Origin of the sequence: Streptomyces sp. DSM 15324 (assembly GCF_001514285.1) — a bacterium.
Lineage (GTDB): Bacteria > Actinomycetota > Actinomycetes > Streptomycetales > Streptomycetaceae > Streptomyces.
In genome coordinates, this window is record NZ_KQ949023.1 from 1020828 (window position 1) to 1035116 (window position 14289).

Here is a 14289-nt window from a genome sequence, read left to right on the forward strand (position 1 = left end):
CGTACCGTCGACCCATGGTCACCCAGCCCGCCAAGCCCGCTCAGCCCGCCCGACCGGCCCCCGACACCAGTCGCCGCAGCGAGAGGTCCCGCCGCGCCATCTACGAGGCGGCCCTCGCGCTCGTCGCCGAGGCGGGCTATCCGAAGACCACGATCGAGGGGATCGCCGCCCGCGCCGGCGTCGGCAAGCAGACCATCTACCGCTGGTGGGGGTCGAAGGCCGACGTCCTGCTGGAGGCGTTCCTCGACCTCGGCGAGCGGGCCGCCGAGGCCGCGGGGCACGCCCCGGACTCCCTGCCCGACACCGGGGACCTCGCCGCCGACCTCAAGGCCGTCCTGCGCGCCACCGTCGACGAACTCCTCGACCCCCGCTTCGAGGCCCCCGCCCGCGCCCTCTCCGCCGAGGGAGTGGTCAACGAACCCCTCGGCCGCGAGTTCGTCGCCAAGCTCCTCGAACCCCGGCTCCAGCTCTACGTCGACCGGCTGCGCTCCGCCCAGCGCACCGGCCGGCTCCGCACGGAGATCGACCCGCGCATCGCCCTCGAACTCTTCGTCTCCCCGCTCGCCCAGCGCTGGCTCCAGCGCACGGGCCCCATCTCGTACGCCTACACGGACACCCTCGTCGACTACGCCCTGTACGGACTCGCACCCCGCTGACGGGCCCTTTGCCCCGTTTGGGGGTACGGAACCCCCGATGCGCCGGATGATGGGACCATAGGGCATGCTGTCCGCATCACCAGCGAGGCGAGGGGATAGATGAGCGCGGAGTTCGCCGGCCTGAGCGGCCTGCGGGGCAGACTCACCCAGTGGCTGCGCGGAAGCGGCCCGAGCGGGGCCGCCGACGAAGGCGGCCGGGAAGCCCTGCTGCTCGCCGCGGCCGGGGCCGGACTGCCCCTCGCGCCCGCCGCGTACCCCGCCGCCGACTACCGCTGCTCCTGCGACCGCGTGGGCTGTCCCACCCCGGCCCGGCACCCGGTGTCCTTCGCCTGGCAGACCCAGTCGACCACCGACCGGGCCCAGATCGAGCGGTGGGCCCGGCACCAGCCGCAGGCCAACTTCATCACCGCGACCGGCATGACCCACGACGTCCTCGACGTCCCCCTGGAGGCCGGCCGCGAGGCCCTCGACCGGCTCCTCGGCGCGGGCGTGGAGGTCGGCCCGGTCGCCGAGAGCGACGACGGCCGCCTCCTCTTCTTCACCCTCACCCGGGGCACCCCCGAGGACGAGGACGAGTGGTGGCCCTGCGAGCTGGACTGCCACCCCGAGACGATGGACGAACACCCCGGCCTGCGCTGGCACTGCCGGGGTTCGTACGTCCTGGTCCCACCGGCCCGTCTCCCGGGGGACGACGGCCGGTCCGTCCACTGGCTGCGGGGCCCCGAACACCCCCTCCCGGAGCCCCTGAGCCTCCTGGAGACCCTGACGGAGGCCTGCGCCCGGCACGCGAACGCCTACGGCTCGTAGGTTTCCTGTCCTCAGGGGCGCGGGGCGGTATCGATGTGCGGCTCCGCCGCGTGGGCGCGACCAGCCGCCACGCGCCCGCCGGCGAACGACGGCTTCACCCGCCCTTCGCGCCGGTCAGCCCCTCCAGCCGGCTCAGCAACGCCACCTTCCCGTCCCCGGACCCCTTCACCGGATCGAGCGCGATCGCGTTCGCCACGAACTCCATCGTCAGCGACTGCTTGATCTCCCCCGTGGTCAGCGCCTTCACGCTCACGTTCGGTGCCGGCACGGACGCCCCCGTCGCGGCCGTCTGCTTGACGTAGTGGTGGGAGGCGAAGAAGACCAACGCCCCGCCGTCCGCCGTCCGCAGCGCCAGGGGAGCGAACTCCCCGCCGGCCAGCGGCTCGTCGACGTACTGCTGCACCAGCCCCGGCTTCTCGGCGTTCTTCGCCCGCGTGGTGCGCAGGGTGCTGGTGTACGCGCCGTCCGCGAACACACCCCCGCCGTCCCCGAGGTAGGCGGTGTACTCCTTGCTCAAGTCCTCCGGCGCCCGCGTCAGTTCGGCCGAGTCCGCCGGTACGGCCTCGGCCCAGCCGTCCTTGTCCTTGCTGAACTCCGGCAGCGCGCCCCGCGCCACCAGCGTCAGGTACGCCGCCTGCCACGGCTCGGAGAGGTCGCCCCGGGTGAACACCAGCACCCACCGGGCGTCACCGCCCTTGTTGGCCCCGGCGTCGGCGACGAACCAGCGCGGCCAGCCCGCCTTCTTGGGGATCGTGTACGTCACGTCCGACAGCACCAGCGGGGTGTGCTGCGGGTTGCCGCCCGGGTTGTTGACCTTCCCGGCCTTCAACCGCGCCGCGTCGATGGCCCCGAGGGCGCCGGTGGTGTACGCGGCGTCCAGCGAGGGGTCGTACGCCTGGTCGGCCTTGTTGTACGCGGCCGTGAACTGATCGAGCGCCTTCGCGGCCTCCGCGCGCGTCGCCGAGGGGAGCACCACCCGCTCCCCGTGGACGACCACACAACCGCTCGCCGTCAACGACAAGGCCGTCGCGCAGGCCGCCCACAGCGCGCCCCGCTCAAGCCTGCGGAGCCTTCGACTGCCGGGAACCCCGGTCGTCAGGTGCGTCATCAGGAGCCTTCACCTTCCCCTTCCCGGAGGCGAACCCTACCGGGGCGAGGAACAGCGCGAGCGTGGGGACCAGGTACAGCAGCCACACCGTGACCTGGAGGACGGTCGGATCGGGCTGGAAGTTGAACACGCCCTTCAGCAGCGTTCCGTACCAGCTGTCCGGCGGGATCGTGCCGCTGATGTCGAAGGCCAGGCTGTTCAGGCCCGGCAGCCAGTCGGCCTCCTGGAGGTCGTGGAAGCCGTACGCCAGCACGCCCGCGGCCACGACGACGAGCATGCCACCCGTCCAGGTGAAGAACTTCGCCAGGTTGATCCGCAGCGCCCCGCGGTAGAACAGCCAGCCCAGGAACACCGCGGTCGCGAGGCCGAGGGCCACACCGATGAGCGGACGCGGGGTGCCGTCACCGGCCGCGTGCACCGACGCCCACACGAACAGGGCGGTCTCCAGGCCCTCCCGGCCCACCGCGAGGAACGCGGTCGCCACCAGCGCGCCCGTGCCCATCGCGAGGGCGGCGTCCAGCTTGTCGTGCAGCTCGGAGCGCAGATGCCGGGCGGTGCGCCGCATCCAGAAGACCATCCAGGTCACCAGGCAGACCGCGAGGACCGACAGGGAACCGCCGAGCGCCTCCTGCGCCTCGAACGTCAGCTCCTGCGAGCCGAATTCGAGGACGCTGCCGAAGCCCAGCGCGATCAGCACGGCGATCGCGATACCGGTCCACACCGGCTTCAGCGCGTCCCTGCGGCCGGTCTTGACCAGGTAGGCGATGAGGATGCAGACGACCAGCGAGGCCTCGAGACCCTCGCGCAGGCCGATCAGATAGTTGGAGAACACGGGCTACGCCTCCTCGGAGAACAGCGTCCGGCCCCACCAGTCGTCCTTGTCCCGGACGCCCGGCGGCACGGCGAAGACGGCCGAACCCACGTGCTGGATGTACTCGTTGAGCGCGTCGGTCGCGAGATTGCGCTGGATGCGGATGAACCCGTTGCTCACGTCGCGCATGTAGGCCAGGAAGAACAGGCCCGCCTCCAGGCGCCCCAGACCGTCGGTGCCGTCGGTGAAGGAGTAGCCGCGGCGCAGGATCGTCGAGCCCTGGTTGGAGTCGGGGTGCGCGAGCCGGACGTGCGCGTCGGGCTTCATCGCCTTCAGGAACGGCTCGTCGTGCTCCTTCGCCTTGCCGACGGGCGCGCCCTCGCCCTTGTCCCGCCCGAACACGTCCTCCTGCTCCTGGAGCGAGGTGCGGTCCCAGGTCTCGATGTGCATCCGGATCCGCCGGGCGACGACGTAGGAGCCGCCCACCATCCACTCGGGGCCGTCCTTCTCGCCGACCCACACGAACTTCTTCAGCCGGTCGGTCTCGGTGCCCGCGATGTTGCGGGTGCCGTCCTTGAACCCCATCAGGTTGCGCGGGGTCTGCGCGTCCGGGGTGGTGGAGGAGGTCTTGCCGAACCCGAGCTGCGACCAGCGGATGGAGACCTTGCCCATGCCGATGCGGGCCAGGTTGCGGATGGCGTGCACGGCGACCTGGGGGTCGTCGGCGCAGGCCTGGACGCACAGATCGCCGCCCGAGCGGCTCGCGTCGAGGGCGTCCCCGGCGAACTTGGGCAGGTCGACGAGCGCGTCGGGCCGCTTGTCGGCCAGATCGAACTTCGCGAAGAGCGACGGGCCGAAGCCGAGGGTGAGCGTCAGCCGCGAGGGCTTCAGGCCCAGGGCCTCCCCGGTGTCGTCCGGCGGGGCCTCGGCGAGCCCGCCGTACGCCCCGTCGCCGACCGCCTTGCCGGCGGTCATCCGGCGCGCGGCGGCCGTCCAGTCCTTGAGCATCCGGACGAACTCGGCGCGGTCGGTGGTGTCCACGTCGAACGCGGCGAAGTGCAGCCGGTCCTGGACCGGGGTGGCGATACCGGCCTGGTTCGCGCCGTGGAAGGCGACCGCGGCGCCGGTCTCGGCGGCCGTCGGCTCGACGTCGTCGCCGGTGCGGGCCATGGCCACCGCGCCGCCGGCCACGGCGGCCCCGAGCGCGAGCCCGGCCCCGCCCCAGCCGATGAGCGACCGCCGCGAGGGGTGGTGGTCGTCGTTCCTGGTCTCGGTGATCTCGGTCATCGCCGTCCCCCTTACTTGGCCACGGCCGCGGCGAGCTTGGACAGGGGCTCGGCGAGCGCGTTCACCGCGTCCGAGAGCTCCTTGCGCTGCGCCTCGGTGACCTTGTCGTAGGAGACGAAGTCGTACGAGGCCTTGTCGGTGCGGTACGTGTCGAGCAGCGTGTTCAGCGCGGCGAACTGCTTGTCGAGTTCGGCGGTGAGCGCCGCGTCGTTGGTCTGCGCGACCGGCTTCAGCAGGTCGTACGCCTTCTGCGCGCCCTCGACGTTGGCCTTGAAGTCGACGAGGTCGGTGTGCGCGTAGCGGTCCTCCTCGCCGGTGACCTTGCCGGTGGCGACCTCGTCGAGCAGCTCCTTGGCGCCGTTGGCCATGGAGGTCGGGGTGATCTCCGCCTTGCCGACCCGGCCCTGCCAGTCCTTCAGGTCGGTGACGAGCCGGTCGGCGAGGGTCTTCTCCTCGTCGCCGATCTTCTTGTCCTGCCAGAGGGCCTTCTCCAGCCGGTGCCAGCCGGTCCACTTCTGGCCGTCCTCCAGGCCGTCCGCGCGGGTGTCGACCAGCGGGTCGATGTCACCGAAGGACTCGGCGACCGGCTCGGTGCGCTCCCAGCCGAGGCGGGAGGGCGCGTAGGCCTTCTGCGCGGCGGTGAGGTCGCCGGCCTTGACCGCCTTCACGAAGGTCTCGACGAGCGGGATGGTGGCGTCGGCCTGCTCCTGCGCGTACTCGCGGTAGTCGGCGACGGCCTGGTCGAGCTTGGGGTCGCGCTCGGCCGCGCTGCCGCCGCCGGTGACCTTGAGCTCCTGGCGGATGCCGGCGCCCTTCATGCCGGGCTTGCAGGCGATCCGGTAGGTGCCGGCCTTCACCTCGGCGGTGACGTGCTGCTTGGTGCCGGGCCCGATGTTCTCCCGCTCGGTCACCACCCGGTCGTCCGGGAACAGCACGTACACCTCGGTGACCTTGGAGCCCTTGTTCTCGATGGCGAGCTCGACGTGTCCGGCGGAGATCTCCTTCCTGGAGGTCTCGCACCGGGAGTCCGTGGCCGTCACGTTGATGACGCGGTCGCCGTTCTTCGCATCGCTCTTCTCGGTGCAGCCGGTGACGGTGGTCAGTGCGGTCACGGCGGTGACGGCGGTGACGACGGACAGTCTGGCGGCTCGCATGCGGGCTCCCGGCGATGGCTGAATATTCACGTGACGGCACTCACAGGATTGGTGAGCCTCGCCTAACTTATCCAAGGCTTACCTAGGTAATGCCCGCCCGTGCCGTGATTCAGCTCTCATAGACGCTGTAAGAGCACGAGGCGATCACGGTGGCTCAAAACAGACCCCAACGGAAGGTCAAAGGAGATTCAAGGATTCCGCATCCGGGTCGCACCCTCCGGTCGGTGTTTCAATTCCGGAGTGACTGATTACGACGTGCTCCGCGTCTTCTGCGCGCCGAACGGCGGCTACGGCAACGAACTGGGCGTGGTCCGCGAAGGCTCGGTGCTGCCGGACCGCGAGGACCGCCAGGCCCTCGCGGCGAAACTCGCCTTCAGCGAGACGGTGTTCGTCGACGATCCCGAGCGCGGGATCATCGACATCTACACCCCCACCGCCCGCCTGCCCTTCGCCGGCTACCCCTGCGTCGGCGCCGCCTGGCTGCTCGACGTCCCCGAACTGGTCACCCCGGCCGGGGTCGTCGGCGCCCGGCTGGACGGGGAGTTCAGCTGGATCGAGGCACGCGCCGAGTGGGCGCCGCCGCGCACGTTCCGCCAGTACGCGAGCGCCGCCGAGATCGACGACCTGAGCGTGCCGCCGCCCGGCGAGTGGATCTATGCCTGGGCCTGGGAGGACGAGCCCGCCGGGCGGATCCGCGCCCGCGGCTTCCCCGGCCGCGGCGACGGGATCGAGGAGGACGAGGCGACCGGAGCCGCCGCGCTCCTGCTCACCGAACAGCTGGGGCGGGCCCTGAACATCACCCAGGGCGCGGGTTCGCAGATCCTCACCGCCCCGCAGCCGTACGGCTGGGTGGAGATCGGCGGCCGGGTCCGACTGGAGGGCGCCGAGCGCTGAGCGCCGGGGCGGGCGCCGGACGATACCTCCGATGACCGGCGTTCGTGGTGTTCCGGGCGTCCGTACGGGTGGTCCCGCGTGTGCGCCGGGAGGCGAACGGTTACCTCTGGCGTGACCACTCAGCCTCCGTGAGAGGAGCATCATGCGTATCCGATCAGTCCTGGCCGCCACCGTCCTGGGGGTCGCGCTGGCCGCCGCCGGCGCGACGAGCGCCACCGCCGACGAGGGACCGCGCCACGGCGGCCACTACGGCTCGGAGGCCACGTACGGCGGTGAGCACGAGCCCGTGTGCAGCCCGTACTTCGGCAAGATCGACACGGTCTCCAGCGACATCTTCTGGGGCGGCGCGCACTGCGGCTGGTTCTGACCGGACCGGACCGTGCGACGGACAGTGGGCCCCCTCCCGCCACGGGAGGGGGCCCACCTGTCTCCACGCGGGCTCCGCCCGCTACGGGAGCGTGAGGATCTCCGCGCCGGTCTCCGTCACGACCAGCGTGTGCTCGAACTGGGCGGTGCGCCGGCGGTCCTTGGTGACCACGGTCCAGCCGTCGTCCCACATGTCGTAGTCGTGCGTCCCCAGGGTCAGCATCGGCTCGATCGTGAAGGTCATCCCCGGCTGCATCACGGTCGTCGCGTGCGGGCTGTCGTAGTGCGGGACGATCAGGCCCGAGTGGAACGAGGAGTTGATCCCGTGGCCCGTGAAGTCCCGGACCACGCCGTAACCGAAGCGCTTGGCGTACGACTCGATGACCCGCCCGATGATGTTGATCTGGCGGCCCGGCCGGACCGCCTTGATCGCGCGGGCCAGGGCCTCCCGGGTCCGCTCCACCAGCAGCCGGCTCTCCTCGTCGACGTCCCCGACCAGGTAGGTGGCGTTGTTGTCGCCGTGCACCCCGCCGATGTACGCCGTCACGTCGAGGTTGACGATGTCGCCGTCGCGCAGCACCGTCGAGTCCGGGATGCCGTGGCAGATCACCTCGTTGACGCTGGTGCACAGCGACTTGGGGAAGCCGCGGTAGCCGAGCGTGGAGGGGTAGGCGCCGTGGTCGCACATGTACTCGTGCGCCACCCGGTCCAGTTCGTCGGTCGTCACCCCCGGCGCGATCAGCTTGGCGGCCTCCTCCATCGCCCGCGCGGCGATCCGCCCGGCGACCCGCATCGCCTCGACGGTCTCCGGGGTCTGCACCTCGGGGCCGGTGTACGGCTTCGGCGCGGGCTTGCCGACGTACTCGGGACGGCGGATGTTTCCGGGCACGGAACGGGTGGGGGAGAGTTCCCCGGGCACGAGCAGCGACTGGCCTGACATACCGGCGAGTCTATCGAGCGGCCACGGGGGAACATGGGGGTGGCGAGAGGAGCCGGTCATGCCCCTGTTCAAACGGCGCGTCACGGGAAAGCCGGGCGAGTGGTACTACTGCCTGGAGCACAAGAAGGTCGAGGAGGGTCCGGACTGTCCCGGCAAGGACCGCTTCGGCCCGTACGCCTCCCGCCAGGAGGCGGAACACGCGATGGAGAGCGCCCGCGAGCGCAACCTCCAGTGGGAGAACGACCCGCGGTGGCACGACGCGCCGAAGAGCGAGGCCGACGACTGACGGCGGGTGCGGGGCCGGCCGTCGTGGCCGCTCGCGCGGTTCCCCGCGCCCCTTCAGGGCGCGGACACCGCCCCCGCCCCCGCCGCCGCCCGCCGCTCGCGTTCGCGGGCCGCGTGTTCGTCGGTCCGCACGTCGTAGCGCATCAGCGCCGGCAGGCACAGGGCCAGCAGCCCCACCGCGCCGGCGCACAGCGCACCGCCCGACCACACGGACGTGCGCACCCCCAGCCAGGCAGCGAAACCGCCGCTGCGGACCTGGCCCACCGTCGGTCCCGCGGAGTAGGACAGCAGCTCGATCCCGGCGAGCCGCCCCCGCAGCTCGTCCGGGATCGTCTGGTTCCACATCGCCCCGCGGAAGATCCCGCTGACCATGTCGCACCCGCCCGCGAGCGTCAGGCACAGCAGCGCCAGCCAGACGTTGCCGACCAGCCCGGCGCCCGCGATCGCCACGCCCCACAGCGCGGCCGCGACCACGACCGCCCGTCCGTGCCGGTGCACCCGGGAGGTCCAGCCGCTCGTCAGGCTCACCAGCATCGCCCCGGCCGGCAGGGACGCGTACATCAGGCCCAGCGACCACTCGGCGTCCAGCTCGTCGGCGAGGAACGGCAGCACGGCGAGCGGCATGGCCAGGAACATCGCGGCGAGGTCCACGGCGTACGTCCCGAGGAGTTCCTTCCTGCCCCAGGCGTACCGGGCTCCCTCGGCGATAGCCCGCCAGGACGGCTGCGCGGCCTCGTGCGCGGCCGGGGAGGCGGCGATCCGCACGGTCAGGGCGACGGAGACGGCGAAGGTGAAGGCGTCGGCGGCATAGGCCCAGCCGAGGCCCGCGTACGCCACGACGATCCCCGCGACCGCCGGTCCGGCGACCCCGCCCACCGTCCAGCGCAGCGAGTTCAGCGCGGTGGCCGCCGGCAGGTGCTCATGGGCGACGATCCGCGGCCACAGCGAGTCCAGCGCGGGCCGCTGCACGGAGAACAGCACGGCGGAGAGCCCCGCGACCAGGTACAGCGGCCATACGGCGGGCTCCGGCAGCAGCGCGTTCACCAGCAGCGCGGCACTGAGCAGGCCCTGCCCGACCTCCGTCCACACGATCAGGGTCCGCTTGTCGAGAGCGTCGGCGAGCGCGCCCCCGTACAGCCCGAACACCACCAGCGGCACCAGCTCCACGGCCCCGATCGCCCCCACCGCCGCCGCGGACCCGGTCAGCTCCTTCACCTGCACCGGAAGCGCGACGAACGTCAGGAAACTCCCGAAGTTCGAGACCAGCCCCGAGAACCAGAGCCGTCTGAAGTCACGGGAGGCGTGCCAGGGGGCGAGATCGGGAAGAACCGCACGCAGGGAGTCGATGGCCACGAGGGGCCATGCTCGGCGGACCGGGGGAGGAGGGCAACGGGTTTTCCCAGGCGGCCGCACGTTTCCCGCCGCGAACCGGTTCCGGGGGAGGTGGTCCGTCGGGCGAGTCACCAGGAGGGTGGGGGCGGGGCGGTCAGGGACTCCGCCAGTCTGGAGAGGCGGTCGCGCAGACCCCGCCGTGCCCGGGCGGAGCGCCCGCACTCGCCCGCCGCCGCGCTGACCAGGTGCTGCACGGTGTCCAGGTCCAGCTCCGAGCCGTCCGGCACGGTCAGCGCCTCGTGGGACAGCGCCGTCAACTCGTCCTCACCCGGCCCGAGGGACAGCACCGTGAGCCCGGAACGCCGCGCGTCCGCCACCCGCTCCAGCAGCTCCGGATCCCCTTCCGGGGACGCCACCAGCAGCGTCTCGCCCCGCCGCGCCGCCTCGATCCGCCCGAGGCCCACCGCGAGATGCGCGGGGTCGCCCGCACGCGCGTGATGCCGTACGAGCGTGGGCGCCAGTTCCGGCGTACCGGACCACGCCGCCTCGTCCACCAGATGCGCCGCGAGATGCCAGGGCTCGTACGCCGCCGTCCCCACCAGCAGCAGCCCGCCCCCGTGCGAGACCACCGATCCGCGCAGCACCGCGCCGAACCTCCGCGTGGCCCCGAGCCACTCCGTCCCGGCGAGCACCTCGCGCAGCAGCGCGACCCGTACGGCGTCCATGCGCCCGCATCCTGCCCCAGCGGCCCCACCCCCGCCCCCGCTTCGCCCCCCCATTCACCCGACACGGCGAAAGCGTCCTCGCCGGCCCCGCGTAAAGTCGGCCCATGACCTCTACCGACAGCGCACAGAACGCCCCCGCGAAGGCCCCCGCCAAGGACCCGTGGGACCTCCCCGACGTCTCCGGACTGGTCGTCGGCGTGCTCGGCGGCACCGGCCCGCAGGGCAAGGGTCTCGCCTACCGGCTCGCCAAGGCCGGCCAGAAGGTGATCATCGGCTCGCGCGCCGCCGACCGCGCGCAGTCGGCCGCCGAGGAGCTCGGGTACGGCGTCGAGGGCGCCGACAACGCCGAGACCGCCCGCCGCAGCGACATCGTGATCGTCGCCGTGCCGTGGGACGGGCACGGCGAGACGCTCGGCTCGCTGCGCGAGGAACTGGCCGGCAAGCTCGTCGTCGACTGCGTCAACCCGCTCGGCTTCGACAAGAAGGGCGCCTACGCCCTCAAGCCCGAGGAGGGCAGCGCCGCCGAGCAGGCCGCCGCCCTGCTGCCGGACTCCCGGGTCGCCGCCGCCTTCCACCACCTCTCCGCCGTCCTCCTGCAGGACCCGGCGATCGAGGAGATCGACACCGATGTGATGGTGCTCGGCGAGGAGCGCGCCGACGTGGAGATCGTGCAGGCCCTGGCCGGCCGCATCCCCGGGATGCGCGGCGTCTTCGCGGGCCGGTTGCGAGGCGCCCACCAGGTCGAGTCCCTGGTCGCCAACCTGATCTCCGTCAACCGCCGCTACAAGGCACACGCGGGCCTGCGGGTCACCGACGTCTGAGCACATGGGGGACACTGGACGACGCACGCACCCACCCGGTGTCCCCCGACAGGAGAGCAGCACCATGCCCCGCCTCGCGATCTACACCCTCGTCGTCTGTCTCCTCGCTGTCGCCGCCGCGATCGTCTCGTTCGCGCAGGGCAGCTTCCTCGGGGTCGTCTGGGTGCTGCTGGCCGGGCTGTCGTCCAACATGACCTGGTACTACGTCAAGCGGGACAAGGCACGCAGGTCCGTCACCGGCTGACCGCGCAGTAGGTGTTCGTCTCCTGCCAGAAGCGGTAGAGGTTCTGACCGCAGTACGTGTCGAAGTCGCTGATGCCGAGACCGCGCAGCACCGCGTCCACCCCGTCGAAGAACACCGCGTTGACCGACGGCACCCACAGCAGTGCGAACACGAACAGCAGTCCGAACGGTGCGAACGGCTCCACCTGCCGCTTCACGTCGTACGACAGCCAGGGCTCGATCACGCCGTACCCGTCGAGGCCGGGCACCGGCAGGAAGTTCAGGATCGCCGCGGTGACCTGGAGCAGCGCCAGGAACGCGAGCGCGAAGCGGAAGGCGGCCGGCACCCCGTCCAGCGCGCCCAGCCAGAACGGCGCCGTGCACACGGCCGCGAACAGCACGTTCGTCAGCGGGCCGGCCGCCGAGACCAGACTGTGCTGCCAGCGCTTGCGGATCCGCTGCCGCTCGATGAACACCGCGCCGCCCGGCAGACCGATTCCGCCCATGACCACGAAGATCACCGGCAGCACGATGCTGAGCAGGGCATGGGTGTACTTCAGCGGATTGAGGGTGAGGTACCCCTTCGCGCCGACCGTGATGTCACCGCTGTGCAGGGCCGTCCGCGCGTGGGCGTACTCGTGCAGACACAGCGAGACGATCCAGGCCGCCGTCACGAACAGGAACACCGCCAGGCCGGGCTGCTCGGCGAACCCCGTCCAGGTGGCCCAGCCGGTGACCGCGGTGACGGCGAGGATCCCCACGAAGACCGGGCTGATCCTCCGGTCGCCGTTACGGGTGGTGGCGGTGGTCATGGGGCTCCCCTGAGCTGCTCGGCACGCGTGGAACGGCCCGACCGTACCGGGCGCACCGGGAAAACGTCTCGCGGTGGCCGCCGGGTTCCGGGGAAGGTGGGGACATGGGGCTGTGGCAGGTGTTCTACCTTTGATCTTGGCCAGTGCTCCGGCCTTCAGGCCGGATGGTGAAGGCCATCTCGGAACTGCGCTGACCCGCGCATGAGTACGGGTCCGCAGTATCAAGCTCAGCCTGTGGGGCGCTTCTGCCGCTCGATGTACTGCTTCACGACGGTCAGGGGCGCTCCGCCGCAGCTTCCGGCGAAGTAGGAGCCGGACCAGAAATGGCCGCCCCACAGGTACCGGCGGACGTGCGCATCGTACTCCTTGCGTAGCAGCCGGGCGGAGACGCCTTTGAGGCTGTTGACGAGCTTGGAGAGTTGGACTTTCGGCGGGTAGTGCACGAGCAGATGCACGTGGTCCTCCTCGCCGTTGAACTCCTTCAGCTCGGCCTCGAAGTCCGCGCACACCTCTCGCATGATCTCTTCGCAGCGCATCAGCATGGCGTCGGTCATGGCCTTGCGCCGGTACTTCGTGACGAAAACCAAGTGGACATGCAGGTTGTAGACGACATGGCGGCCAGTGCGTACATCGGGATTCGGATCCCATCGAGGTGACATGAACCAAATGATAGAGTGATCGCATGACCTCGGAACTCGGCCTGGCGAAACGGCAGTTCGGGCACCGCGCCCGACTGGCGCTGTCCCCTGCCGAGACTCGTGTTCTGGACGACCAGGCGCATGCAGCCCGCACCCTGTGGAACTGCCTGCACTCCTGGTGGACGATGCTGCCGAAAGAAAAGCGCAACCTGTCCGCCGCCGACGAGGCGATCCGGCAGGGCCGCAAGGATCTCGATTACCTCGGCAAGCTGCCCGCCCAGGCCGCGCAGGCCGTCTTGAAGACGTACTTCCAGAGCTGGAAGAACTGCTGGGACGGCCGGGCCGACGCCCCGAACTACAAGGGTCGCTTCCGCTCCGCGATGACGGTGGACATCCCCCAGGGACGGGACCTGCACATCGTCCGCGTGCACCGCCGGTGGGGCATGGTCAACATCCCCAAGGTCGGCCGTGTCCGCTTCCGCTGGACCAAGGATCTTCCCGTGGGCAAGAAGGCTGACGCCGACAACCGGATCACCGGCGCCAGGCTGGTCAAGAATGCTTTGGGCTGGCACATCGCCTTCCGCGTGCAGGCATTGGAGGCCGAGCCCGAGCCGCACCAGGGGCCGGAAGTCGGCATCGACGCCGGAGTCAACATCCCCCTCGCCCTCTCGAACGGGGACCATCAGGACCACGGGCGTGCATCCCGCCTGCCGGACGGCACCGCCGACCGCGACAAGTGGCTGACGCCCAAGGAGAAGGCCAAGCTCCTCAACCTGGAGCGGCAGGCCGCGCACCAGAAGTCTTTCCGCAAGAGGGGGGAGAAGACCTCCCGCCGCTTGCAGCACACCTACGACCAGATCAAGCAGCTCCGAGCAAAAGCCACGCGACGAGTCCTCGACTGGCAGCACCAGACCACCACCCACCTCGCCCGCACATACGGCACGGTCGTGGTCGAACAACTCAACATCCTCGGCATGACCAAAGCCCCCGCACCGAAGCCCGACCCCGACAACACGGACGAGTTCCTGCGCAACGGCGCCGCAGCGAAGGCCGGGCTCAACCGCTCCATCGCCCAGGAGGCGTGGGGCCGGACCGTGACGATGCTGACGTACAAGACCGCCCGCTTGGGCGGCCGGCTCGTCAAGGTCCCCGCCCCGCACACCTCCCAGCGATGCTCAGCCTGCGGCTTCATCACCCCCTGCAGCCGAGAGACCCAAGAGAAATTCGCGTGCAAGAACCCCGACTGCGGCTTCGTCGGCAATGCCGACTGGAACGCGGCCCGGAACATCTTGCACCTGCACCGGATCGGCCACGTCATCGTGGAGGTCCCGGCCGCCGGAAGGCGCGGTCGCAGGGCGGGTAAAACCGTCAAACCTGCCGCAGCAATGTAGGCAGGAATCCCCTTCCTGAGCTTGCGAAGGGAGGGGAGAA

The 14289-nt window shown here is 71.0% G+C and carries 17 protein-coding genes; 8 read left to right on the top strand and 9 right to left on the bottom strand.

What is annotated here, in order from left to right:
* Positions 1-14 precede the first annotated feature (14 nt).
* Together AQJ58_RS04490 and AQJ58_RS04495 are read left to right on the top strand one after the other, a co-directional pair.
* Positions 15-656 carry a TetR/AcrR family transcriptional regulator gene (locus tag AQJ58_RS04490; RefSeq protein WP_067244912.1) on the top strand — a complete coding sequence of 214 codons (642 nt, stop codon included), beginning with the start codon at positions 15-17 and terminating at the stop codon, positions 654-656.
* A gap of 99 nt (positions 657-755) precedes the next feature.
* The gene (locus AQJ58_RS04495) at positions 756-1463 is read left to right on the top strand and encodes a bifunctional DNA primase/polymerase (RefSeq protein WP_067244914.1); all 708 of its coding nucleotides are present in this window, start codon (positions 756-758) and stop codon (positions 1461-1463) included.
* 94 nt (positions 1464-1557) lie between these two features.
* On the opposite strand, the gene AQJ58_RS04500 is transcribed toward AQJ58_RS04495, so the two are convergent.
* From AQJ58_RS04500 to efeO, 4 genes are read right to left on the bottom strand one after another with little or no spacing between them, the layout of a single operon-like run.
* On the bottom strand, positions 1558-2571 hold the full coding sequence (locus AQJ58_RS04500) for an SCO2278 family lipoprotein (protein WP_079078690.1): 1014 nt from the start codon (positions 2569-2571) through the stop codon (positions 1558-1560).
* A complete protein-coding gene (efeU, locus tag AQJ58_RS04505; RefSeq protein ID WP_067244917.1) occupies positions 2519-3403 on the bottom strand; it encodes an iron uptake transporter permease EfeU in 885 nt (294 codons plus the stop codon). Before efeU ends, AQJ58_RS04500 begins: the two co-directional genes overlap by 53 nt.
* Before the next feature lie 3 nt (positions 3404-3406).
* Positions 3407-4669: an iron uptake transporter deferrochelatase/peroxidase subunit gene (efeB, locus tag AQJ58_RS04510; protein ID WP_067244919.1), complete on the bottom strand. Its 1263-nt coding sequence runs from the start codon at positions 4667-4669 to the stop codon at positions 3407-3409.
* A gap of 11 nt (positions 4670-4680) precedes the next feature.
* On the bottom strand, positions 4681-5823 hold the full coding sequence (gene efeO / locus AQJ58_RS04515; RefSeq protein WP_067244921.1) for an iron uptake system protein EfeO: 1143 nt from the start codon (positions 5821-5823) through the stop codon (positions 4681-4683).
* A gap of 240 nt (positions 5824-6063) precedes the next feature.
* On the opposite strand from efeO, the gene AQJ58_RS04520 reads away from it, so the two are divergent.
* Together AQJ58_RS04520 and AQJ58_RS04525 are read left to right on the top strand one after the other, a co-directional pair.
* Positions 6064-6717, top strand: coding sequence for a PhzF family phenazine biosynthesis protein (locus tag AQJ58_RS04520; RefSeq protein WP_067244923.1), 654 nt, complete (start codon positions 6064-6066; stop codon positions 6715-6717).
* Positions 6718-6859: 142 nt separating this feature from the next.
* Entirely contained in the window at positions 6860-7084 is a 225-nt protein-coding gene (locus tag AQJ58_RS04525) for a hypothetical protein (protein ID WP_067244924.1), read from the top strand.
* A gap of 81 nt (positions 7085-7165) precedes the next feature.
* Here the strand turns inward: AQJ58_RS04525 and map are convergent, their stop codons facing one another.
* Complete coding sequence (gene map, locus AQJ58_RS04530) at positions 7166-8023, bottom strand: type I methionyl aminopeptidase (protein ID WP_067244926.1); 858 nt, start codon at positions 8021-8023, stop codon at positions 7166-7168.
* 58 nt (positions 8024-8081) lie between these two features.
* On the opposite strand from map, the gene AQJ58_RS04535 reads away from it, so the two are divergent.
* Positions 8082-8309, top strand: a complete 228-nt coding sequence (locus AQJ58_RS04535) for a hypothetical protein (protein WP_067244928.1) — start codon at positions 8082-8084, stop codon at positions 8307-8309.
* 53 nt (positions 8310-8362) lie between these two features.
* Here the strand turns inward: AQJ58_RS04535 and AQJ58_RS04540 are convergent, their stop codons facing one another.
* Complete coding sequence (locus AQJ58_RS04540; RefSeq protein WP_067244930.1) at positions 8363-9661, bottom strand: MFS transporter; 1299 nt, start codon at positions 9659-9661, stop codon at positions 8363-8365.
* 107 nt (positions 9662-9768) lie between these two features.
* Entirely contained in the window at positions 9769-10365 is a 597-nt protein-coding gene (locus AQJ58_RS04545; RefSeq protein WP_067244931.1) for a hypothetical protein, read from the bottom strand.
* A gap of 104 nt (positions 10366-10469) precedes the next feature.
* Here AQJ58_RS04545 and npdG point away from each other — a divergent pair, with 104 nt between their 5' ends.
* On the top strand, positions 10470-11186 hold the full coding sequence (gene npdG, locus AQJ58_RS04550) for an NADPH-dependent F420 reductase (RefSeq protein ID WP_067244933.1): 717 nt from the start codon (positions 10470-10472) through the stop codon (positions 11184-11186).
* A 4-nt stretch (positions 11187-11190) separates the two neighbouring features.
* Positions 11191-11430: a hypothetical protein gene (locus AQJ58_RS04555; protein ID WP_199844524.1), complete on the top strand. Its 240-nt coding sequence runs from the start codon at positions 11191-11193 to the stop codon at positions 11428-11430.
* Here the strand turns inward: AQJ58_RS04555 and AQJ58_RS04560 are convergent.
* Both AQJ58_RS04560 and tnpA read right to left on the bottom strand, forming a co-directional pair.
* On the bottom strand, positions 11420-12220 hold the full coding sequence (locus AQJ58_RS04560; RefSeq protein ID WP_067244936.1) for a site-2 protease family protein: 801 nt from the start codon (positions 12218-12220) through the stop codon (positions 11420-11422). The genes AQJ58_RS04555 and AQJ58_RS04560 overlap by 11 nt on opposite strands.
* 227 nt (positions 12221-12447) lie before the next feature.
* Complete coding sequence (gene tnpA / locus AQJ58_RS04565) at positions 12448-12879, bottom strand: IS200/IS605 family transposase (RefSeq protein WP_079078691.1); 432 nt, start codon at positions 12877-12879, stop codon at positions 12448-12450.
* 23 nt (positions 12880-12902) lie between these two features.
* Here tnpA and AQJ58_RS04570 point away from each other — a divergent pair, with 23 nt between their 5' ends.
* Positions 12903-14249: an RNA-guided endonuclease InsQ/TnpB family protein gene (locus tag AQJ58_RS04570; protein WP_067244939.1), complete on the top strand. Its 1347-nt coding sequence runs from the start codon at positions 12903-12905 to the stop codon at positions 14247-14249.
* Positions 14250-14289 lie beyond the last annotated feature (40 nt).